The sequence below is a fragment of the Mycolicibacterium sp. MU0053 genome, assembly GCF_963378095.1.
Lineage (GTDB): Bacteria > Actinomycetota > Actinomycetes > Mycobacteriales > Mycobacteriaceae > Mycobacterium > Mycobacterium burgundiense.
This window is the reverse complement of the sequence record NZ_OY726397.1, coordinates 2,025,481-2,045,990: the sequence shown is the minus strand read 5'-3', so window position 1 is coordinate 2,045,990 and position 20,510 is coordinate 2,025,481. Positions and strand designations below refer to the sequence as shown.

17 protein-coding genes are annotated in these 20,510 nt (G+C 67.0%); 5 read left to right on the top strand and 12 right to left on the bottom strand.

Annotated features, from left to right (window positions below; translation table 11 throughout):
- Positions 1-18 precede the first annotated feature (18 nt).
- Genes RCP80_RS09540 through RCP80_RS09525 form a run of 4 tightly spaced genes read right to left on the bottom strand, consistent with a single transcriptional unit; the run spans position 19 to position 6,616 of the window.
- Complete coding sequence (locus tag RCP80_RS09540; RefSeq protein WP_308482096.1) at positions 19-1,182, bottom strand: Wadjet anti-phage system protein JetD domain-containing protein; 1,164 nt, start codon at positions 1,180-1,182, stop codon at positions 19-21.
- The gene (locus RCP80_RS09535; protein ID WP_308482095.1) at positions 1,179-4,577 is read right to left on the bottom strand and encodes an ATP-binding protein; all 3,399 of its coding nucleotides are present in this window, start codon (positions 4,575-4,577) and stop codon (positions 1,179-1,181) included. Before RCP80_RS09535 ends, RCP80_RS09540 begins: the two co-directional genes overlap by 4 nt.
- A complete protein-coding gene (locus tag RCP80_RS09530; RefSeq protein WP_308482094.1) occupies positions 4,570-5,163 on the bottom strand; it encodes a DUF4194 domain-containing protein in 594 nt (197 codons plus the stop codon). Before RCP80_RS09530 ends, RCP80_RS09535 begins: the two co-directional genes overlap by 8 nt.
- A gap of 13 nt (positions 5,164-5,176) precedes the next feature.
- The gene (locus RCP80_RS09525) at positions 5,177-6,616 is read right to left on the bottom strand and encodes a DUF3375 domain-containing protein (protein ID WP_308482093.1); all 1,440 of its coding nucleotides are present in this window, start codon (positions 6,614-6,616) and stop codon (positions 5,177-5,179) included.
- Between the two features lie 128 nt (positions 6,617-6,744).
- Between RCP80_RS09525 and RCP80_RS09520 the strand changes: the two genes are divergently transcribed.
- Both RCP80_RS09520 and RCP80_RS09515 read left to right on the top strand, forming a co-directional pair.
- The gene (locus tag RCP80_RS09520; RefSeq protein WP_308482092.1) at positions 6,745-7,047 is read left to right on the top strand and encodes a type II toxin-antitoxin system TacA family antitoxin; all 303 of its coding nucleotides are present in this window, start codon (positions 6,745-6,747) and stop codon (positions 7,045-7,047) included.
- Positions 7,044-7,595: a GNAT family N-acetyltransferase gene (locus tag RCP80_RS09515; protein ID WP_308482091.1), complete on the top strand. Its 552-nt coding sequence runs from the start codon at positions 7,044-7,046 to the stop codon at positions 7,593-7,595. The genes RCP80_RS09520 and RCP80_RS09515 overlap by 4 nt, the downstream gene beginning before the upstream one ends.
- 39 nt (positions 7,596-7,634) lie before the next feature.
- Here RCP80_RS09515 and RCP80_RS09510 read toward each other — a convergent pair whose 3' ends face one another.
- The gene (locus tag RCP80_RS09510; RefSeq protein ID WP_308482090.1) at positions 7,635-8,144 is read right to left on the bottom strand and encodes an O-acetyl-ADP-ribose deacetylase; all 510 of its coding nucleotides are present in this window, start codon (positions 8,142-8,144) and stop codon (positions 7,635-7,637) included.
- A 102-nt stretch (positions 8,145-8,246) separates the two neighbouring features.
- Between RCP80_RS09510 and RCP80_RS09505 the strand changes: the two genes are divergently transcribed.
- The 3 genes from RCP80_RS09505 (at position 8,247) to RCP80_RS09495 (ending at position 13,034) form a co-directional block, all read left to right on the top strand.
- Positions 8,247-9,686 (top strand): neutral zinc metallopeptidase, encoded by a 1,440-nt coding sequence (locus RCP80_RS09505; protein ID WP_308482089.1) that lies wholly within the window; start codon positions 8,247-8,249, stop codon positions 9,684-9,686.
- The gene (locus RCP80_RS09500; protein WP_308482088.1) at positions 9,686-10,324 is read left to right on the top strand and encodes a DUF4333 domain-containing protein; all 639 of its coding nucleotides are present in this window, start codon (positions 9,686-9,688) and stop codon (positions 10,322-10,324) included. Before RCP80_RS09505 ends, RCP80_RS09500 begins: the two co-directional genes overlap by 1 nt.
- Before the next feature lie 220 nt (positions 10,325-10,544).
- Entirely contained in the window at positions 10,545-13,034 is a 2,490-nt protein-coding gene (locus RCP80_RS09495) for an SEC-C metal-binding domain-containing protein (RefSeq protein ID WP_308482087.1), read from the top strand.
- A gap of 29 nt (positions 13,035-13,063) precedes the next feature.
- Here RCP80_RS09495 and RCP80_RS09490 read toward each other — a convergent pair whose 3' ends face one another.
- The 7 genes from RCP80_RS09490 to RCP80_RS09460 form a co-directional block, all read right to left on the bottom strand.
- Entirely contained in the window at positions 13,064-13,735 is a 672-nt protein-coding gene (locus RCP80_RS09490; protein ID WP_308482770.1) for a DUF2510 domain-containing protein, read from the bottom strand.
- A gap of 181 nt (positions 13,736-13,916) precedes the next feature.
- A complete protein-coding gene (locus tag RCP80_RS09485; protein ID WP_308482086.1) occupies positions 13,917-14,735 on the bottom strand; it encodes an SWIM zinc finger family protein in 819 nt (272 codons plus the stop codon).
- Positions 14,728-17,745 carry a DEAD/DEAH box helicase gene (locus tag RCP80_RS09480; protein ID WP_308482769.1) on the bottom strand — a complete coding sequence of 1,006 codons (3,018 nt, stop codon included), beginning with the start codon at positions 17,743-17,745 and terminating at the stop codon, positions 14,728-14,730. The genes RCP80_RS09485 and RCP80_RS09480 overlap by 8 nt, the downstream gene beginning before the upstream one ends.
- Positions 17,746-17,906: 161 nt before the next feature.
- Positions 17,907-18,182, bottom strand: a complete 276-nt coding sequence (locus tag RCP80_RS09475; protein WP_308482085.1) for a helix-turn-helix domain-containing protein — start codon at positions 18,180-18,182, stop codon at positions 17,907-17,909.
- 164 nt (positions 18,183-18,346) lie between these two features.
- Entirely contained in the window at positions 18,347-19,318 is a 972-nt protein-coding gene (locus RCP80_RS09470) for an IS481 family transposase (RefSeq protein ID WP_308480513.1), read from the bottom strand.
- Positions 19,319-19,442: 124 nt separating this feature from the next.
- Positions 19,443-20,111, bottom strand: a complete 669-nt coding sequence (locus RCP80_RS09465; RefSeq protein WP_308482084.1) for a thioredoxin domain-containing protein — start codon at positions 20,109-20,111, stop codon at positions 19,443-19,445.
- Positions 20,112-20,177: 66 nt separating this feature from the next.
- Complete coding sequence (locus RCP80_RS09460) at positions 20,178-20,432, bottom strand: type II toxin-antitoxin system VapB family antitoxin (protein ID WP_308482083.1); 255 nt, start codon at positions 20,430-20,432, stop codon at positions 20,178-20,180.
- Between the last annotated feature and the right edge of the window lie 78 nt (positions 20,433-20,510).

The window sequence follows — 20,510 nt, the reverse complement described above, 5'->3', positions numbered from 1 at the left end:
GTCCGGGGGCTGGGCTCGTCATGGCCTCTCCCGAACGCTGCCTTGCAGCCGTTGATCAGCCCAAACCCAATCAATTCGCTCCTGTTCAAGTCGAACGCGATCGCCGAGGCTGTCCTCCACCAATTCCCGGTAGAGATCGTGCTCGTCAGGTGTCAGTCGCGTGAGTGCGGACGTCGCCGGACGATCTTCGTTCACCCACCGGTCGCGATGGGCCAGCAGGGTGGCCCGGTCCATCAACACCGACCGCGTCGCCGGCAGCCACGCCCGTAGCCGATCGAGAATGGCGAATCCGTGGGTGTCGATGTCTCCCCAGTAGACGACGTCGGTACCGTCCAGCCACGGCAGCCGTCCCACGCTGTCGACCTCGAAACCCTTCCCCCACATCACCACGCCTTCGTCGGGGACCTTGGCACTCAGATAGCTGATCTCATTCTCGATGATCACCGCGATGCGGGGGTGCAGATCGAGCTGCGCGAGTTCTTCAGGACGCGCTGCCAGCTCGGTGAGCTGGACCGGCAAACCCAGCGACGGGGCGGGCCGCAGCCGAACCAGTGCGGGCTTGGAACGCAGGCCCAGTTCGGCGAGGAATCCGGAGGCCGTCGCTGAAATCCCAAACATGCCGGCCAAGTCCGATCGGCGGCGCTCGACGAACTTGGTGTCCACACCGGGTGCGCTGATCTCGCGCAGGTACCGCTGTGACCCTCGGTGACCGTCGAGCCACAGGTAGGCGGCGATCAGCTGCGTCAGCTCCGGCGCGAGTGCAAGCGCGCGATGGGGATTGGCGATCATCCAGTTCCGTAGCCGCGGATGCTGTTGCACCGACACCAGTAACTCATCGAAGCGTCGGACCACGGTGATAACGCCCAGCAGCGCCCACGCCTGATCACTCGAGGAAATCACCGCGCGAACAGGCAACTGGTTGCGGCCAATCTGCCTGCCGCCGACCGATTTCCATTCCAGTGCGTACCGGGCGTCGTCGCGACGGCCGGCGTCCAGCGCCGCCACCCAGTCGCGAGCGGCCCCGACGTTGTCACCGATCTGCGCCGGTGTGGGACCACGCAGCGGCACCTCGATCGGAGCGAAGGGTTCACGGTTGGCGTGGGCCCGCAACAAGGATCCGTTGTCCCACCGGCGTCTGACCTTCGCCGCGATGTCATCTGGCGTGGTCCATCCGGGGCTCACGGACGAGCTCCGTCCCGCCGGTTCCGGTACTCCTCGATCGTCATCGTCTGCAGCCGCGAATACGTGCCGGTGGGGTTGTCGACAATGCCGATCGCCTTCACGTACGGCTCGATGACGTGCACCTTCTGCAGCGGCGTGATGATCAGCAGTTGCAGTCCGAGGGTCGCGAACAGCTCCAGCGCGTAGCGCGTCGAGACATCGGAGCCCCGCCCGAATGCCTCGTCGATGACGGCGAACCGGAAGTCCCGGGACTGCTCGACACCCCATTCGAGCCCGAATTGGTAAGCCAGGGACGCCGCCAGGATCGTGTAGGCAAGCTTTTCCTTCTGCCCGCCGGACTTGCCATCGGAGTCGCTGTAGTGCTCCCACTCGACATCGGTGTCGAGGTCGCGCTCGGAGGCCGAAAAAACGAACCAGTTGCGGACATCGGTGACCCGACGGCTCCAGTTCTTATCCGATTCGGCGTAACCGTCGCGGCCGCGGAACCGCTCGATGATCCGCTTCACGTCCAGGAACCGTTGCTCGGAGTATTGGTCACCGTCGACAGCAAGGGTGTCGTTGGTCAGGTTGCGCAAGTCGGAACGGAACTGCGCAACATCCTGGTTGGTGGTGGGTTCCTTCTCCAACCGGATGAAGCGGCCCGGGTTGTAGGGCACCGCGCCAAGGGCCTCGTTGATGCGATCGACACGCTCGTCAATCGCCGACGCCTGCCGGTGAAGCCAGTTGTTGAACCCAGCCAGCTCCTGGATGGCGTTCTTGTTGAGCTGATCCTTGAACTCGCTTTCGAACCGCGGCAGATCGTCGTTGGCCACCCGGTCCCGAAACGTCAGGAAGTCGCCGCGGGCCTCGACGTCGGCATCCATGTCTGTCCGCAACTCGGGCCACCGACGAAGCACCTCGAGCATGTATTGCCCCAGGCTCTGACCGTATCCGCCGAGCTCACGGGTCAGTCGCTCGATGCGCCGATGCAAATCCGCCGACAGCGTCGTCTCGGTCTCGGCGCAGTCCGCCGCGCGGTGGGGCCGGCTCGCGCCCAGGCGTTGGTCAAGGGCCGGGTAGGACGCGCAGGCCGTCTCGCGTTGCTCGTCCGGCTGCGCGGCGACGAACTCGTTGTTGCGCTGGCGTTCCTGGACCGCTTGTTCAGCAGCCTTGGCGGTGGTTGCCAACTGACCGGTGATGTCCTTGATCAATGTCGCTACGGCGGCTAATTCCTCGGCGTTGCGGTCCAGCGCCCGGGTGATCTCCTCCAACCGGGACGAGCCGGCCTGGAGCCGAATCCGCTCGGCGTCATGGGCTTTGAGGCGAGACTCGGCCTCGTCGACGTCGAGGTCGTTCCAGGACCGAAATCCCTCGACACGCAGGAACGCATCCAAGCGCAGCTGCAGTACCTCGCGTTGCTCGCCAAGCTTGGCCGCCGTGGCAGCGGCTCCTTCGCGTTCGTACTCCAGCTCGGCGAGCTCGGTACGCAGCGCGGCGACTTTTCGTTCGTTGACCCAGCCCAATACCCAGCGGCGCGGATCGTCGACGCGGTGCCGATCGTCCTTTTCGTGCCGGTCACCGTAGCGCACCTGACCCTCGCGGGTGACGGCGCGGCGCTGACTGCGGAACTCGTCGAGGGTTGCCGCGCAACGGAAGTCGGCCCGCTTGGTCAGCTCGTTGCGGAGGTAGTCGTAGAACGGCCCCTCCCGGACATCGATACAGTCGGCCAGCAGCAACCCGTCCTCCCCTGTCGACTGCAACCGGACCCGATGCTGGGGCACCCGCTCGTAGACCAGCTTGGCGCCAGTCGTCTTGCCGCCGCGGCCCGCAACGGTGAGCCTGCGGCCGTTCACCCATCCGGTGACGGCGTCGTAGTGCTGCTGCGGCACCAGCAACGAAAGCGCGAACCCACGCAGCACGCGTTCGGCCGCGCCGCGCCACTGCGCGTTCTCGTCGTACACTTCGAGCAGCTCGCCGGCGTAGGGCAGGTCCTCCGGCGTCAGCCCGAGCGCCGCGCACAGCTCCGCGCGCACTGCGACCTGCTCGTGGGGCAGGTTGTTGGTGCGGTGTTCCAGGCTGACAATCTCCTCGGTGAGGATGTCGCACTTGCGTTGGCACTCGCGTTCGCGCCCGATCGCGTCGACGATGGCCGAGTCGAGGTCTCTTTTCTCGGTGGTCAACCGGAGGCGCTCGTCGGCAACCAAGGTCGACAACGCGGTGTACGCCGCCGCATCGGAAACGTGTTGCAGCCCAGCGTCGACGACGGCGGCATCGAACAGCGTTCTGGTTTGCCGCCGTGCCTCGGCCTGGGACCGGGCCTCGTGGGCCAGCCGCTCCAGCTCGCCGATGCGGTCCCCACCCGCCCTGGCGCGCTCCTCAATCAGGGATTCGCGTTCATGGTTAAGCTTGCGCTGTTCGGATTCGGCGGTGTCCTGCTGTGTCCACAGCGCCGCGCCTTCGGCCTCGAGCGCCGCGATCTCACCGGCAAGCAGCCCGGAGCGAAGTTCGGCGATGAAGAGCCGGACCGCCGACCGTTCGCGCTCCAGCGCGTCGCGCTCAGCGAGCGCGGCGTCGTACTTGGCCGCGGTGGCCACGATGGGTTCGAGTGCCTCGAGTTGCTCGCGCGCTCGTTTGACGGCGTCGTGGGCCCTGGTCAGATCGTCGAAATGGCCGATGATGTCGCGAACGCGTTCGGTCGAGTCGCTGGGCTCGAGCATGTGATCACGCACGAAATCGTTGAGATTCCCAACGGATTTCATCGAGACGGTCTGATGGAACAGCTCCAGTGCCTGCTCTGATCGGATTCCCAGCAGCCGACGCAACGAGGTCGCATACTTGGGAAACTCATCGAAGATCTCGGCCCCGGCCGATCGCAGCCGCTTGCGCAGTTCGCGCAGATCCGAGCCAAAATCGGCGAAGTCGGTCGCAATCGCCAGTTCCTTGGTTGCCGTGATGAAGAATCGGTAGGGCTGTCCGGTGCTCTCCCGCTGCTGGAATACCTGGGCCAAGGTGACCGTCTCATCGTGGCCGTGATTACGGAAGACACCGAGGATCACCGAGTAGGTGCGTTTGTTTTCGCGCAGACCCTTGGGCCGCGACTTCCCGGTGCCCTCGTTTCGTTCGGACTTGTAGTGGCCTTCGACGTAGGAGCGCAGGCTGCGTTCCTTGGCGTCGGCGCCGGCGGCCTTGTTGTAGGCGGCCTTGTGCGACGGCACCAGCAGCGTGGTGAGCGCATCGACCATCGTGGACTTACCCGACCCGATGTCCCCGGTCAGCAGCGCGGTATCGGTACCTGGAGTAAACCGCCAGACCTGGTCGTCGAAGGTGCCCCAGTTGTAGACCTCGGCGTACTGCAGGCGGTATCCGGCTCCCCGGACTTCGCCAAGTTCAGTTGTGCTGAAAAGTGTTTCATTCATCGTCGGCTCCCGCTCCCCGGTCCGGCGCGCCGGCGTACTCGCGCAGTTTGGCTGCGAAGTCGGACAGGGTCTGGGCGTCGACGTAGGCCTTGAGGATGCGCCGCACCTCCCAGTGGTCGCGCTGCCCGCGGAGCTGGCGCAGGAAGCCGAGCTCCGCGGCCTTCTTGATGGTGCTCTCGGCTTGGTCCACCACGCGTGCGTCGTTGGTGGATTCGGCCTGGAAGAGCCGCAGCATTTCAACGATCTGGTCGGTGCTCAGGACCAGTCGGCCGTCGCCACCGCTGGTCTCGAACTCGACCAGCCGCTTGCGCAGCAGGACCAGCAGCAGGCTGACGTTGTAGGTCAGGGCGCGGCGGCGCACCAGACGCGGCAATGCCTCCTCGCCTTCCTCGGCGGGCTGGGAACGCAGATAGGCGTAACCTTCGGCGTCATCGACCACCACGTCGACGCCGATGGTGGCGAAGTGATCTCGGACACCGGCGCCTGCGCGTTCCAGCGTCAGCCAGGTGTCCTCGTCCGAGGTGCGGTAGACGACGCCCTGCATCAGCCGGATGATGGCGGCGGCCACCGCCCGTTCGTTGCTCATCGTCGTTCGACATTCATCGCCGGCGCACCGTCACTTTCGGCAGTCTCGCCCGCTTGATGATGTCGGAGTCGGCGGGGTCCGAGTACTCCAGGACGGTTTCGTCGGTGTCGTCCATGTCGATGGTCACGTCCTCGTCGTTGAGGGCAAGGTAGCCGACGATCTCGGCGGCGCCCTGCTCAATCGGATGGACCGCGAGGACATCGGACAACAGCGCCGAGGAATTCTCCGGCAGGATCGCACGGATGGTCTCGGCCAGGCGGGCCTGGTCGATGTAGGTCTGGGTGAACAGCAGGTCGGCGTCGACCTGCTCGGTGGCCTGCGCAATGCGGCTCTCGACGGCGACCGCCGCCGGCGGCTGGTACAGCGGGCGCTCGAACGGCAGCGCGATTTCCAGGCCAGGTTCGTCGACCTCGAGCCCGAAGGACGGCGGGGCGCTGCGGACTTCCAGGGCGGCGCTCTCCACGGCCCGGACCAGGTCCAGGACGCGGCGGTTCTCCAACCAGACCTGGTCGTCGAGGAAGCGGCGCAGTTGTTCGGAGATCTGCCGGACGGTGCGCTGGGCCCGGTCGGCGGCCTCGGACCAGTCGTGGTGGATGCCCCTGACGCTGTGGCTCCGAGGGTCGGCCTCGACGGTGTCGAGGGCCGAGACCTTGGCGATCAGATCGGCGAGCTCGGCCTGGCGTTGTTCGGACAGCAGGAAATCGTAGAACGCGCCGAAGCTGCGCCCCTGGTCGGAGCCGGCAATCTCCGAGCGGCTGCCGACCAGTTCGGCGAGCAGTTCACCCTTCGAGCCCTCCCAGGCGGCAATCTTCTCGCGCGCGGCCCGGTCCAGGAGCCGAAAGTTCTCTTCGACCTCGCGGAAGTCCGACAGCAGTTCGCGCGCCGTGGTGGACAGCTGTTGATAGCGGTCACGCACCGCGGTCGCGTCCAGCATGGCCACAGTGCCGGCCTCGACGGCGGCGATCTCGGCGTCGATGTCGGCGCGTCGACGGTGCAGTTCGGCCAGCCGAACCTCGGGTTCGACCTCGGTTCCATGCACGATCTGGCGCAGCAACTCGACCACGGTGTGCAGCCGGGACTCGGTTCCCACAAAGGACCGGCCCTGCAGGCCCAGAACCCAGGCGTACGCCTTTTCGAACGCCGGAGTCACCTCGTAGTGGACCTCGTCGTCACCGGCCGGGTAGAACCGGCGCAGATACCCGGCCTCGGTGGCCGCCCAATCTTCCAGATAGGCGCGCGGCTCCTTCGGATAGCGGTCCTGGGCGTTCTCGACGTTGAGCGCGTACAAATGATTGTCCAACGCGTCCGCGACTGCGCTGGACGAGCAGGCTCCCCGGTTGCCCTCGACGAAGAACTCCCCGAGAAAGGACAGGGTCAACACCGCGTTGCCGGCGCGCAACAGCCGCCAGGCCGGGTGCCGGTCCCGCACGGCGGTAATTGCCTCATAGTCCACACCAAGAGGGTAGGCAAATGCCCTGACAGGTCAGTGCCGGACCTGACTTTGTAGCGAGTGAGACGCCGAATCGCTAGCGTCACCCTCACCCCCGTACGTACGATGTACATACCTGAAAGGAGGAGAGCATGCGCAGCACCGACACCGCGGGCACGAAAGCGGCCCGCGACCAGCGGCTGAACTTCCGCGCCAGCGCACAGCAGCGGCAACTGATCCAGCAGGCGGCCGAAGAGACGGACAGCACCGTCACAGACTTCATCCTCGACAGCGTGGTGGAGCGAGCCGAGCGCGTACTTGCTGACCGCGCGTGGTTCGTCGCCAGCGAGGCACAATGGATCGAGTTCAAGGCCTTGCTTGACGCCCCACTCGAGCCGATGCCCAGGCTTCGCCGACTTTTACACCGCAAGAGTCCGTTCGCCGAAAACGATTGACAGACGAGTTGACGCACCGCCAGGCAAAAGCCAGCAAGCCCGAAAAGCTCACAAAGGCTCACGACCGCAAAGACTTTGAATCCGGCGCTGTCGAACTTGACGAATGGCTTGAGAAATACAGCTGGCAGATCCAGCGAGCCGGCAACGCAACAACGTACGTCAGTACAGATGCCGGCCGCGTCGTCGGCTACTACGCCATCACGGTCGCCGGTTACGCACGCAGCGCAGCGCCGGACGTCATCGCCAAGAAGGCTCCCGATGCGGTGCCCTGCTTCCTACTGGCCAGGTTGGCGGTCGACCGCCGATGGCAGGGCCTGGGCTTGGGGTGGGGGCTCTTGCGGGACGCAATGCAGCGCGTCTTGATGTTGTCGCAATCTGTTGCAGCACCGGCACTCTTAGTCCACGCCCGCGATGATTCCGCCCGAGAGTTCTACCTGCACCACGCGGAGTTCCTGCCGTCGCCGGTGGATCCGCTGCACTTGTTCCTCCCAATGAAGGCCATTGCCGCAGTGATCGCAGAGGACACTCCCCCGGCAATCAGTAGGTAACCCGCAGGCTGCGGGTCACCCACATCAGCATCGCCCGCTTCAGGGCGACGATGAATCCAGTTCCGCACGCACCGCGTCATAGGTCGCGGCGTCGAACACGACCAGTCGGACTTCCTGCACGCCGGTGTCGGCGGCGGCAATGGTCTCGATGGCGGCGGCGATGGCGTCGTGGCGCGGCCAGCCGTACACCCCGCTGCTGATCAGCGGGAACGCCACCGTGCGGGCGCCGAGTTCGTCGGCGACCTGCAACGCCCGTCGGTAGCAGGACTCCAGCAGCGCGCGGTCCCGCTGGCCGGCGTTGTAATTGGGCCCGACGGTGTGGATCACCCACCGGGCGGGCAGCTCACCGGCGGTGGTCCAGCCGGCGTCGCCGGTGGCCAGCCCGTCGGGAAAGCGTGCGATGCAGTCGCGCAGGATCGCGGGGCCGCCGGCGCGGTGGATCGCGCCGTCGACGCCGCCGCCGCCGCGCATCGCGTTGTTCGCGGCGTTGACGATGGCGTCCACATCCTGCCGGGTGATGTCGCCCTGAACGGCGGTGATGGTCGGCATGGGGCCAGTATGCGCGCGGTCCCGCGGGTGCGGCCGCGACGCGGGTTATGCGAAGCTGAGCGGGATCACTGACCCCGCTCCACCGACCGACGGAACTCGGATATGCCCTCTCGCCCGGATCTGCGCTGGCTGAAGGTCGCGGTCGTGCTCCTGTGCGTGTTGCTGGGCACCGGGTGTGCGCAGTACACGCTCGAGGGGCGCGCGGTATCGATGCGCTATGACCCGTTCCGGGTCGCGGGCCTGCCGGCCACCGACGGCCCGAGCGGCCTCCGCGGTCCGCTGCCCGAATCGACCGCCCGGGTGCAGAACTCCAACGGCGGGGAGATCGACCGGGCGGCGCTGGCGGCCATCGAGGACATCGAGGACTTCTGGGCCCAGCACTACTCCGAGGCCTTCGGCGGGCAGTTCGCCCCAGTGCAGACGCTGGTGTCCATCGACCCGTCCGATCCCAACAGCCCGCAGGTGTGCGGCGCCGAGGCCGCCGCCCTGAAGTACAACGCCGCCTACTGCCGCACCCGCGACGTGCTGGTCTGGGACCGCGAGTTCCTGCTGCCGGTGGCCAACACCTTCTTCGGCGTCATGTCCATCAACGGGGTGCTGGCCCACGAATACGGCCACGCCGTGCAGGTGCAGGCCCGGCTCGTCGACGCCGACACCCCCACCCTGGTGGGCGAGCAGCAGGCCGACTGCCTGGCCGGCACCTATCTGCGCTGGGTGGCCGAGGGCCACTCCCCGCAGTTCACCCTCAACACCACCGGCGACCTGGACCGGGTGATCGCCGGGGCCATCGCAATGCGCGACCCCATCTCGTTGTTCCGGCTGCTGGCCCCGCCGTCGGAGGCCCACGGCACCGCGCTGGATCGGGTCAGCGCGCTGCAGCAGGGCTTCGACATCGGCGCAGAAGCTTGTGCGGCAATGACTCTCGACGAGATCCAGCAGCGCCGCGGCGACTTGTCGAAGTTGCTGTTCCACCCCGGCATCCCCGCCAGCAATCTGTCGATCACCGAGGACACCGTCGCGACGCTGATGGACGATCTCACCACCATTTTCCGCCCGGTGACACCGCCGGGGCTTGCGGTGGACCAGACCGACTGCCCGCTGGCCGAGGGGCAACCCGCGAGGTATTGCCCCGACACCAACACCGTGGGCGTGAATCTGGGGTTGCTGCGCCAGATCGGCACCCCGGCCGACGAGAGCGAGCAGGTGTTGCTGCAGGGCGACAACACCGCGCTCTCGGCGGTCGTGTCACGGTATGTCCTTGCGCTGCAACAGGAACGGGGCGTGAGCCTGGAATCCGGTGTGGCGGCGATGCGCACCGCGTGCCTGACCGGGGTCGCCCAGCACCAGATGGCCGAACGCGACGACTTGGCGCTCACGCTGGGCACCGGCGACCTCGACGAGGCGGTGTCGGGAATCCTCACCAACGGCATGGTGGCCAGCGACGTCAACGGCGGCGTGGTGCCGTCCGGATTCACCCGGGTCTCGGCGTTCCGGTCCGGCCTGGTCGGCGACGTCGACGACTGCTTCCGGAGGTTCCCGTAGTGAGCGGGCCCTACGGCGAGCCGCCGCGCCCGGATCGGCTGCGGCGCCCGCATCCCGAGGATCCGACGGTGGAGTTCCCGAAACCGCCGGTGCCCCCGCGCCGGCCCGCACCGCCCCCGCCCCGCGACGACGAGCCCTGGTGGCGCAACGTGAACCGGGAACCGGGCGTGCCGCGCCCCACCTATCGGCCCCCTCCCCCGTTGCCGCCGCAGGGTCCCGGGCCGCGGCCGCCCGTCCCCGCGCCGTCGGCCCCGACACCTCGCCCGCACCCTTCCGCGCCCACCACACCGTCGCCCGCGAAGCGTTCGGTGTCACCGGGGTGGATCGCCGTCGGTGCCGCCGTGGTTCTGGTGGGCGGCGCGGCGCTGGGAGTGGGGCTGTCATCGCTGAACCCGGTGCGCGACAACGTGCTTGACGTGTCCACGGTGGAGGACGGCGTCGCCGCGGTCCTGCGCGACCCGGTGGACGGGTACGGGGTGTACGGGCTCACCGACGTCACCTGCAACGGCGGGAAGGACCCCGCTGTCACTGCGGGTGCGGAGTTCCGCTGCGAGGTCGTCGTCGACGGCCGGACGCGCAGCGTGCTCGCGGTGTTTCAGGACGATGCGGGGACGTACGCGGTGGACCGGCCGCGCTGAGCCGCTCGTCCCGTTCCAGGCCGCTGGCCGCGACGGGATCTGCCTCGTGCATCCCTGTTTGCCCACCTCCGAGCGACAACTCGCGCTCACCGTGGTGGCGACGTGGCGACCAGCTCACCGAGCCGCCCCGCCGTCTGCCGCTCGTTGTCGCGCAGAGGTGGGCAACTCGCAGGCCCCCGCCGGCCCGCCCGCCGGAGCACACGGCGGTACCGTTTCCACCATGGCGGAACCGATCGACCTGTTGGCGACAATCCTGGCCGAACACGGGCCACTGGACGAGGACACCCTCGAGCAGCGACTGCGGGCCGAAGGGGTCGCGGACGCCGCGGCCGTCATCAAGAACACCCTCCAATTCATGGAGTGTCCGGCAGGACAACTGACCGATGAGCGGTGGGTGTGGGTGCCCACGGTCGTCGCCGGCCGGGTGTTCACACACCGCCTCAGCGCCGGAGAGTCCACGCACGACATCCTCACCGTGACGCCGGATTTGGCCCCGCTCAGCGTCCTGTTCGAGCATGAGCCCTACAGTCAACTCGCCAACGGCGCGCCGGTGGCACTTGCCATCGGCGACTACGACGACGAGCTACTGGAGTTGCGCGGCATTCCGGACGACCTTGTTCCCGAGGGTGGGGTGCTGGTCTTGCCGCCGGGCACGCTGGACGCATTGGGCGCGGGAGCCGACGATGTGGTGGGAATCCGCATCAGTCCGCAAGGACTTGTCGTCGAGCGCGTCGACGCGACCGCGCCCACGGATCTGGGCCCCCGGCTGGCGGCGATGCTCGCCCCTGACAAGCCAACGTACATCGACGCCGCGGTATGGGCGATGTGCCTGCAGGATCCGGCGGCGTTCACCGAGCCGGCGCCGCCGCTGTCGGAGATCATCGGCGAGCTTGGCCTGAAGCGCCAGCTCGAACTGCTGGCGCCGGCCGAATTCGATTTCGAGCGTTGGCGTTTCGATATTCAGTGCGACGCTCTGGCCACCCATCATGACATCGACCCCGACGACGCGCTCGCCGTGTGGTCGCTGGTCAAACTCAGTGAATCCATGTCGGCGCTGTTGGCGAGCGCCGACCCGGAGGACGTACCGGAAGAAATTGAACCGGTCGACGGTCCTGATGTCATGGCAGAGTTCGGGGCCGTCCTGGCCGATCCGCTGCTGGCAGAGATCCTGCTGGAGGAGACCGTCGGCCTGGGTCGCGTCAACCCAGCCGGGCTCGGCCTGTTCGCCGAAACGCTGGAGCCTCGGGTGCCGCGCGCCGCACGGGTCGCCTGCCGCTGGCTACACGCGCTAATGCTCGAGCGCGTCGGTGCGGTCGAGGAGGCCGAACGTGAGTTGTCGGCGGCCGAGTCGATGGACCCGGATTGGCCGCTCGCGCTGGTCGATCTCGCCCGCTTCAGCTCCGATCGCGGTGACGCCGAGCGCAGCTTGGCGCTGTTGCGACGCGCGGGTTTCGCTGCGGATCATCCGCAGGTGAAGCTGTTGGAACCGTTTCGTGCCGTTGCGCGGCCCGGTCTGGGCCGCAACGAGCCATGTTGGTGTGGGTCCGGGCGCAAATACAAGAAGTGTCACCTGGGCAACGAAAAGCCCCCGCTCGCCGAGCGCGCCGCCTGGCTGTATCGCAAGGCTACCCAGCATGTGCTGATGACCGGCTGGAGCGACCTGCTGACGGAGCTCGAGTTCGGACGGGCACGCTACGACGACGATCCGCAAGCCGCTGAGGATCCGCTGATGATGGACATCGTGCTGTTCGAAGGGGGCGCGTTCGCGGATTTCCTTCGGGTTCGCGGATTCCTGCTGCCCGACGACGAGCGACTGCTGGCTGAACAGTGGCTGCTCGGCGAGCGATCGGTGTTCGAGGTGGAGGCGGTTCGCCCCGGCCAGGATGTCGACCTACGCGACGTGCGTACCGGCGACGCGCACACGGTGCGGGATCGGCTCGCCACCCAGCAGCTCAAGCCCGGGCATCTGATCTGCAGCCGCCTGTCGCCCGCCGAAGACGCGCTGCTTTTCCTCGGCGGTCTCGAGCCGGTGGCGCTGCAACAGCGCGACGCATTGGTCAAGCTGCTCGACTCCGAGCCCGACCCGGAGGAGCTGGTGGCGTTCTTGAGCGCCCGGTTCGCACCGCCGAGGTTGGCCAACACCGAAGGCCACCCGATGGCGGTCTGCGAGGCCACCGCGCGCGTCGACGACCCCGCTCGGCTGACGGCCGAGTTGGACACCGCCTTCGACCGGTTAGACGGTCAGCGGTGGCACGAGCACGTCACCACCCAAGGTATGCAACGTATTCGGGCGATCTTTACGCTCGAGGGCAACGAACTGCGCGTGGAGACCAACAGCGAGCAACGCATGGACGACGCGCTGGCCACGTTGGCCCGCCTGGACCCCACGCTGAGCGTGGTCGACGACACCCGGGAGCCGATCGGTGATGTTCGCACGCTGGCCGAACGGTTTCCGAACGCCGGCGAGGGCCGGCTCGACCCGCAGGACCCGCAGGTGGCCGCGGCCCTCGACGCCTTCATCCGCACCTACGAAACCACCTGGCTCGACGAATCGATCCCGGCACTCAACGGTTACACACCCCGGCAGGCCGCCGAGGACCCGACTCGTCGCGGTGACCTGATCAAGCTGCTGAACACTTTTCCGGCCGGTGCGGCCGCGGGCAGTGGGATGAACGCCGATCGCCTGCGGGCCGCGCTCGGTCTCGAGTAGTCCTTGGGCCCGGACTGCGGCCCGTCGTCTCAAGGCGATTCGGGTGGCAGGTATCGACCGTGGACGCCCCGAGGATCGCCCTGTTGATAGAGCTGATCCTCGTATTCGGCGCGCTGGGCGAGCAAGTCCCGCTGGAGCTCCTCCCGGCGCTGCTGCTCCTCGCGCTGCTGCGCCGACTTCAGCGCCCAGAACCCGTACCCGCCAGCGATGCCGAGAATCGCCAAAACGATGAACAGCCAAGGATGTTGTGCGGCGGTGCCGAGAAGTACAAGTCCACCGAAGATGCCCGCCACCACCAGTGGGCGGTGGTTGGTTGTTCGCGCGACAGCGGCTGCACCGCCTCCGATGGCCACCGACGATGCTGACCCCGCGCTGAAGATGGCCACCAGGATCCAGATCGGCAGCCAGAGCCCGCACGAAAGCACCATGAGGACCGCGTGCAACGCGTGGTTTGCGCCGCCGCCGGTGGACACCGCCACCGCTACGGCCGGAGCCTGCGGTGCGACGGTGGGCGGCGGCGTCGGCACGAAATGCTGAGTCCAACGCTCTCCGTCGTGGTAACGCTGCCCAGGCTGCCCGCCCGGGTCTGGATGCCAGCCCGGCGCCGCCGCCGACTTGTCTTTGAACTCGGCCACTTTCGCTCCCTCCTCGAACGTGGCGGTCGCCACGCTCCCCTTGAGGCACAGAATGACACGGGCCACCGACAAGATCGTTCCTAGGCGCGGAGGTGCCCGATGCTTTCCGTTGGTCTCACCTTCGAGCGACAACGAGCGACACGTGCCCGCTGGTCGGCTCGGCCGCCGCGGTTGTCGCTAGTTGTCGCTCGGAGCTGGGCAACTCGATCGGAGGCCTCGAGCCGGTTGGGGTGCACCAACCTGGCCGTCAGGACGATCCGCCGCGCCCGAACTCGTCGTAAGCCGGCCGCAGAATCTCGGCCAACGGCCGGCCCCGCACCGCGACGGCGACCTCGGGAAGCTGGTCCAGCAGCGTCGTCGACGGGGTCATCGGCGGACTCGACACCGGCACCTCGGCCCGCCTTGCGAAGTAGGAGTCCAGGCAGTCGGCGAGCTGTGGTTCGGTCGGTCCGGCGCGCTCGACCGGCGGTCGACCCTGCGACCGGGCCGCCGCCAGATTCTCCAGCAACTCCTCACGAAATCGTCCGCGCCAGGCGAAAATCTCGAACGGGTCGTCATCGAACGTCTCAGCCAGCAGATAGAACGTCGCGGCAAGGTGCTTACACGGGACGGCGCTATCCGGGCACGAGCAGTCCAGCGACAGCTCACGGATCGTCGCAGGAAACAGCGACAATCCCAGAGCGTCGAACACCACCTCGATGTCCGAGGGCATCTCCGCGGAGAGCAAAGCGGCTGCGTACCAAGCATTCTCGGCGAATGCGTTTTCCACCTGCGCCCATTCGCTCTTGCCGAACGCTCTGACACCGATCCGTACCCGGTAGGGACGCGCCCGGCTGCCCTGCACCTGCGCTGTCACCAGGCCCGGACCCACCTCCAGCGAAATCACTTGTCCGCGACGGGCGTAGTTCCGTCCCCGCTGCAGCCGGCTACCAATGCCGATCTCCTCCAGCACCTCGATGAACCGTTGCGACCACCAGGTCTGGGCGATCCGGCCACGGGCGCTGCGGGCTTTCAGACCGCCGTCGACCGGGCGGGGCCGCGACGGCGGCGGATACCAGTCACTCACCGACGGCCCCCTCCGACAAGGTGAACAGCGTGCGCAAATCACCGGTGGACAGCTCGGTCAGCCAGCCTTCCCCGTCGCCGACCACAAGATCAGCCAGGGCCTTCTTGTCCTCGATCATGTCGTCGATCCGCTCTTCGAGAGTGCCGGTGCAGATGAATTTGCGGACCTGTACGTTCTTCTTCTGGCCGATGCGGAATGCCCGGTCGGTGGCCTGGTTCTCCACCGCCGGATTCCACCAACGGTCAAGGTGTACAACGTGGTTGGCCGCAGTCAGGTTGAGTCCGGTGCCACCCGCCTTCAACGACAGCAGGAAGATCGACGGGCCGTCGTCGGACTGGAAGCGCGCGACCATTTCGTCTCGGCGTTTCTTCGGCACGCCCCCGTGCAGATAGGCCACATCTTGACCGAAACGCGCCGCCAGGTGGGGTACCAGCATCTCGGCGAAGGCGGTGAACTGGGTGAAGCACAGCACCCGGTCGCCCTCGGCCAGGATCTCCTCCAGCACCTCCTCGAGCCTGATCACCTTGCCCGACCGGGCGCCGACGGCCGAACGGTCGTGCAGCAATTGGGCGGGGTGGTTGCACACCTGCTTTAGCTTGGTCATCGCGGCAAGGACGTTGCCGCGTCTCGCAATTCCCTCGGTGTTCTCGATCTTTTCCATCATCTCGTCGACGATGGACTGATACAGCGACGCCTGCTCGGTGGTGAGCCGACAGTACTGCTTGATCTCGATCTTCTCGGGTAGGTCGTCGATGATCGTCGGGTCGGTCTTGAGTCGCCGCAAAATGTAGGGGCGGGTGATCTTTCGCAGCCGCTCGGCCGGTTCGGTCTGTCCGTACTTTTCGACCGGGACCGCATACCGGGCGCGAAACACCTCCGAGGAGCCAAGCAGACCCGGGTTGAGAAAGTCCATGATGGACCACAATTCGGCCAGCCGGTTCTCCACGGGCGTCCCGGTCAGCGCCACCCGGTGGTCGGCGTCGAGTCGGCGCACCGTCTTGGCCCCGCGGGACAGGCTGTTCTTGACCGCCTGCGCCTCGTCGAGGACCACCCGGTTCCAGCGGTAGGAGGCGAGCTCGTCGATATCGCGGATCGCCGTGCCGTAGGTGGTGACGACCAGGTCGACGTCGGCCAGGTGCTCGCGCAGCGCCTCGCCACGCAGCCGCGTCGACCCGTGGTACGCGTAAACCCGCAGTGCCGGAGCGAATTTCGCCGCCTCCCGCTGCCAATTGCCCACCAGCGACATCGGGCACAACAACAGTGTCGGCGCAGCGCCGGGCTGATCGTGGCGTTGCACGGACTCCAGGGCGAGCAATTGAACGGTCTTGCCCAGTCCCATATCGTCGGCCAGGCAGCTGCCCAGTCCCAGCGATGACAGGAACGCCAACCACGACAGCCCGCGCTGTTGGTAGGGCCGCAGCGTCGCGGCGAATTCGGGTGGGGTGTGCAGCGGTTGCAGTGCTTGCGCGGCCGCGCCGCTGAGCAGATCGCCGAGCCAGCCATCGGCGCGCACCGAGGTGACGTCCAGCGGGGTGTCACTGTCGGCAGGATGAGCGGCGGCCAGCGCGAGGACCTCGGCCACGCTCGCCTGCCCGGACGGGTTGCGCTCGAGGAATTCCAGACCCCGACGCAGTTGTTCGGGATCCACCGCCACCCACTGACCCCGCAGCCGGATCAGCGGAGCCTTGGTCTGGGCGAGCGCGGCGATCTCGTCGGCGGTGAGGGTGTCGTCGCCGACGGCGAGTTCCCAACGGAAATCAAGGAGTTGGTCGCGGCCGAATCTGCCGGCGCCGGCCACCACACCGTCGACCGGGGTCGACGCCGACACCGCGAGGCCGAGCTTGCGGCGCCGGTCCCACCACGACGGCAGCAGCACGCCGAAACCCGCTTCGTCGAGCAGCGGCGCGGCGGTGGCCAGGAAGTCGTAGGCCCCTTCGGCATCCAGATCGATCCCGCACGGCCGGGCCGTGCGCAGGCCGGCGGCCAGTGCCGGATAGATCCGCGCCGCCCGTCCTAGCTCGCCCAGCAGCAGTTCCTCGGGACGGTCGAGCCAGCGACGCAGGCCGCCGTCGTCGTCCCAGGTCTGCTCGGCGGGGATCAGCAGGCTCGGGTCGGCGATGGATTGCAGCAGGAACTCCAGCCGCCAGCCTGGGGGGCCGCTCTCGCCCGTTTCAATCTCATTGAGCCGGAAGGTCGCCCGCGCCGGTCCGGGCTCGTCGATTCCGATATCGTCCCACGGCGTCAACGCCTCGGCGAGGGCGTCGAGGTCGCCCGAATCCGCATCGACCCTGCCGTCCGGCGCAGCGAGCGCGGTCACCCAGGCTTCCGCAGCCGGTGCACGTTTCGGGCGTCGGCCTCGCCGCGCCGGAAGCAGATCCTCGACCGACGGCATCGCCGCACGCGCCGCCGCATCCACGAAGCCCTGCAGCGCCGACATCACCACGTCGTGGGCAGCCGGCGCGGCCGGATTGGCGCGACATACCGGCGGCATCGCCGTCACCAGAGCGTTCAGGGCCACGACGTCGGCGCCCTGAACGACGGGCCGCCACCACGCGACGGGTCCGTGCTCATCCCAGCCGAGCGCCGGCAGTACCCGGCCCCGCCGCACGAGTTCCGCGGCGAAGCTCGCGATGTCGGCGAGGTAGGTGATCGACTCGCCATAGCGCACGTCGGCGGCAGGCTCATCCAGCACGGTGATCGCTGATGTCGCCGGCACTGACAGCACCGGAACCGTCCACGGCAACAGTGCGGGCGCAGTGCGCGCAGCCGGGCGCGGGGTGATGCGCAGCAGTTCGGGTGAGTCCAGCGGCGCGCTGCGCAGCGACGGCAACAGCAGGACCGCGCTGCCGGGCTTGCCGGCATGGATCGCGGCGATCACGTCGGGGGACGCGGCGAACGGATGCGGTCGCGCCGACCGCAGCGCCTGGCTGGCACTTTTGATCGCCAGCGCGGAGTCCTCACCCCACAAACAAAGACCGTCGGAGGACCAGAACCCGTGCAGCACCAACATCGATATGTCACTTTCCCGATTTCTTCGGGCCACACTAATAACCGGGCCGACGGGACGCGTCGCGGCGCGCCGGTTGGGCACCCGTGGTCACCGGGATTGGTGACGGGTGGGACACGTGTTACCGCTCGCGTGCCCCGTGCGGCCAGTTGATCGCTTGTACCTCAGGCGGGCAGCGCGCAGTCTTGGTCCACCTCGATGCGGACGTGGATGCCGAGCTTGGACGCGATCTCGACCAGCGCGTCCAGAGAGAATTTCGAGATCTTCCCTCGGAACAGGTCGGACACCCGCGGCTGCGTCAAACCGAGATGCTCCGCCGCCACAGCCTGTGACCATTTCGCGTCAGTGATACGGGCACGAACGGCGCGCATCAGCGCCGCACGAACCTTGAGGTTTTCGGCTTCCTCGCGGCTATCCGCGATGTCATCCCACACGCTCATTGCCATTCACCAGCCACGCAGGTCTTCCAGCGACGTACCCATCCAGACGATCTCCTTCGGGTCAGGCACATCGCCGAGTTTATATCGCTATCGATATACTTGCCAGTAACCGGCTGGAATCGCATTTCTGCAGCGATACCGATGACAGCTTCTTTTTCACGACCCTAGGTGTAATGACCAGGCAGGTTGTGAACGCGTAGGCGCTCGATGGGGGTCTTTCCTCCGATACCGGTGTGGGGTCGGTGGTGATTGTAGTGATGCAGCCAATCTTGGTAGGTCTGCGCGCGGGCGTCGTTGGACCGGTAGGTCTGGGCGTAGGCCCATTCGGCGGCCAGGGTGCGGTTGAAGCGTTCCACCTTGCCGTTGGTCTGCGGCCGATACGGTCGGGTTCGCTTGTGCGTGATCACATCGCCTAGTGCTTCGGCGAAACACTTTGAGCGGTAACATGATCCGTTGTCAGTGAGGACGCGCCGAACGATGATGCCATGGTCTACGAAGAAGGCGTTGGCGTTGCGCCAGAACGCTGCGGCGGTCTCCTTGCGTTCGTCGTCGAGTTCTTCGGAGTAGGCCAGTCGGCTGTGGTCGTCGACCGCGTGGTGCAGGTAGGCGTAGCCCATCCCGCTGCGGGTTTTGCGCCCCGCTTGCCGGCCGAGCTTGCGGTGCCCACCACCATCGGGGATACGGCCGAGCTTTTTGATGTCCACGTGCACCAGATCGCCCGGCGCCGCGTGCTCGTAGCGGTTGGGCTTCGGGCGGCGTACCGGCAGGCCGGTGGCCTGATCCAGGTGCCTCAACAGGGGCATCTTGTAGCGCTTGAGCACCGCCTGCACCGTTGATCGCGGCACGTGCAGGTGTGCGGCGATCCGATCGGGCCCCCAGCGGCGGGTGAAGCGCAGCTTGACGATCCGACGCTCCCGACGTGCCGGCAGCCGGTTGGGGCTGTGGCGCGGACGGCTGGGTCGGTCGAACATCGCCTCCGCGCCACCGACCCGGTAGCGATCGGCCCACTTCTTCGCTGTGGCCGGTGAGCACTGGAACCGCTCAGCAGCACGTCGGATCGACCAACCCTCATCGACAATCAGCTTGGCGAGTTTCAATCGCCCCTTCGGGGTCAGCGAAGCATTAGCGTGGGACACGAGGACCTCCTGGTGATCGGCGTGTGTGTGGTAACCACACCGATACCGGAGGTCCTCACCTACTTCCGCGCACCACGCCGTTCACAACCTCCCTGGCCATTACACCTAGGGCGTCGCGAACCCCTCAGCCCGGGAGCTGGTCGAGCCAGTCCGATTCCCCGTCAACGGCCCGGCCGTCGATCACGACGCGCGGCACACTCGACTCCGGCAATTGGCGCAGCAGCGTGAGGTTGCTAGCGGCGATGGCGCGCGGGTCATACCCGATCGGAAAGCCGAACCTGATGAGGTCCTGCGCCGGTTGGGGTGCACCCACCTGCTGGGCCAGTGCCGCCAGCTGATCGTTGGACAGATCGGTGGGTCCGTTCTTCTTCGGCTGGTGCTCGGCCGAGAAGATCTGCTGGATGAAGCGCCAGGTGATGTCACTCGATTGGGACTGGCCGGCCACCACGTACGTCGCGTAGATCGCCCGGTAGTCGTAGTTGCCGCTGGCCGAATGCTTGTCGAGGAAGTCCACGAAGCGAAGGTTGACGTGCAGGGTGCCGGCCTCGATGCGGTCACCCATTTCGGCGCCCTGGGCCTGGATCATCTTCCCGCTGTACAGGCACAGCGGGTCCAGGTAGAGGTCGATCTGCCCGGGCGCCGCAGGGTCGCCGATGGAGATGGCGTCCCAGGCCGGCGCCGCTGGGGCGGCATGCGCCAGCCCCGCACCCGGTACGGCCATCACGAGTGCCACGACCAGGACCAAGACCGCACCGAGGGCCCGGATCGGCTGGTTCACCTTTGTTCCATCCATGGGTTCCATCATGGCGTACCGGCGGAAGTGGTTGCTCCGGGCACCTGGGCGGAAGTGTCGATTACTTCAGGACGGCAGTCCTCGGTCGTCATAGCCCAGGATCTCGTCGGCGGAACGGCCGTCTAGGGACGGCAACGACGCACAGCGACGACGGATCGACGCGAGTTCCTCGCGCAACGGTGCGGCTTGGGTACGACCGATGGTGCGCGTCAGGCGCTCACGCAACGCGACGACCACCGCCTCGGTCAGCGTTTCCCCGGTTCGCGCGGCGAGCTCCCGGGCGAGGCGGCCGGCCTCAGGATCTTTGATACTCAAAGCCATTCTTGAATTTTAGGCGAGTTTCATAATCCTAGAACGCCCCTCCGCCGACCTCGTAAAAAAAGTGGACGGCGTGACGGC